The sequence below is a fragment of the Kaistella sp. genome (assembly GCF_049588135.1).
In the GTDB taxonomy this organism is placed as follows: Bacteria; Bacteroidota; Bacteroidia; order Flavobacteriales; family Weeksellaceae; genus Kaistella.
In genome coordinates, this window is sequence record NZ_JBAVFG010000232.1 from 1 (window position 1) to 1,846 (window position 1,846).

General features: G+C 37.4%; 2 protein-coding genes. Both read left to right on the forward strand.

Features of this window, described 5'->3' with window-relative positions:
* Positions 1 to 586, forward strand: a 586-nt coding sequence (locus tag WBY99_RS12445; RefSeq protein WP_423976657.1) for a phosphoribosylanthranilate isomerase, incomplete at its 5' end; no start/stop codon positions are given.
* Positions 576 to 1,781, forward strand: a complete 1,206-nt coding sequence (trpB, locus tag WBY99_RS12450) for a tryptophan synthase subunit beta (protein WP_423976658.1) — start codon at positions 576 to 578, stop codon at positions 1,779 to 1,781. The genes WBY99_RS12445 and trpB, both read left to right, overlap by 11 nt.
* Positions 1,782 to 1,846 lie beyond the last annotated feature (65 nt).

Consider the following 1,846-nt stretch of genomic DNA (forward strand, 5'->3'; position numbering starts at 1 on the left):
ATCACCAAGATTTGTTTTGAATCATTTGAGTTTAAATGAAATATCAGAAATTAAGCATCAAGGAAAAGTAGGCGTTTTCGTGAATGAAACTGTAGAGAAAATAGTTGAAATAACTGCAAAAGGAAAACTCAATTACATACAACTTCATGGCGATGAAAATGAAAGTTTCATTTCAGAATTAAGAGAAAAACTGAATACTGAAATTAAGATTATAAAAGTCATAAGAATTAGTTCTATCACGCTGAATAAAACGAAGTGGAGTGAAGAATCTCTGAGATTCCTCGTTCCTCGGAAATCCGAAGGATTCGACGTAGTCAATGACATTGATTATGTTTTATTTGATACTGACAGCAAAGCTTTCGGCGGAACAGGAAAAACCTTCGATTGGAATATTCTCAACGAAATTGAAATCCCAAAACCATATTTTTTAAGTGGCGGAATTTCTTCGGAAAACATCCATCAACTCTCAGCAATCAACCAAAAACCTTTCGCTCTGGACATCAATTCAAAATTTGAAATTGAACAAGGAAAAAAGGATTTAGAAAAAATTAAAAACTTCATCAAAATAAAAAATTATGAATTTTAAAAACCCCGATGAAAACGGATATTACGGAGAATTTGGCGGCGCATTCGTCCCGGAAATGTTGTACCCAAATGTTGCTGAACTTCAGGAAAATTATTTGAAAATAATAGAAAGTGAAGAATTTCAAACCGAGTTTCAGGATTTGCTGAAAAACTATGTTGGAAGGGCAACTCCGCTTTATTTTGCGAAAAATTTAAGCGAAAAATATCAAACCCAAATTTATTTGAAAAGGGAAGATTTGAATCACACTGGAGCGCACAAAATCAATAATGCACTTGGACAATCTTTGTTGGCAAAAAGATTAGGAAAAAAACGGATTATTGCAGAAACCGGAGCCGGGCAACATGGCGTTGCAACTGCTACAGCATGCGCTTTGTTGGGTTTGGAGTGCATCGTTTACATGGGCGAAATCGACATTGAAAGACAGGCGCCGAACGTCGCAAGAATGAAAATGTTGGGTGCAACCGTAATTCCTGCAACTTCGGGTTCAAAAACTTTGAAAGATGCGGTGAATGAAGCGTTGCGAGATTGGATCAACAATTCAACTACAACACATTATATCATCGGAAGTGTGGTTGGCCCGCATCCATTTCCGGATTTGGTAGCACGTTTTCAATCTGTGATTTCCAAAGAAATTAAAGAACAATTATTGGAGAAAATTGGGAGGAAAAATCCCGATTACGTCATCGCTTGTGTTGGTGGTGGAAGCAATGCTGCGGGAACTTTTTATCATTTCGTGAATGAAGAAAATGTAAAATTAATAGCGGCCGAAGCAGGTGGTTTTGGAATTGAATCCGGGAAATCTGCGGCGACTACTTTTTTAGGAACTTTGGGCGTTTTGCACGGTAGCAAAAGTTTGATAATGCAAACCGAAGACGGACAAGTGATCGAGCCACATTCGATTTCCGCAGGGTTGGATTATCCCGGAATTGGACCGTTTCATGCGAATTTATGTAAAGAAAATCGGGCAGAATTTTTCAGTATTAATGATGATGAAGCATTGAAATCGGCTTTTGAATTAACGAAAATGGAAGGCATTATTCCCGCTTTGGAATCGGCGCACGCTTTGGCGGTTTTAGAAAAGAAAAAATTTGCGAAAAACGATGTCGTCGTGATTTGCTTGAGCGGACGTGGCGATAAGGATATGGAAACTTATTTGAAAAGGATGGAAGATGAAAGTCTGAAGACGGAAGATTAGCTCCGTATAAAAATAAAATTTCTTAGAGCCTGTTTAAAAATTAAATAAAGAAAAGTTTATGGCAT

What these genes read in the sequence shown, in the direction of transcription:
- trpB (WP_423976658.1), top strand. Translation starts at nt 576, where the DNA reads ATGAATTTTAAAAACCCCGATGAAAACGGATATTACGGAGAATTTGGC.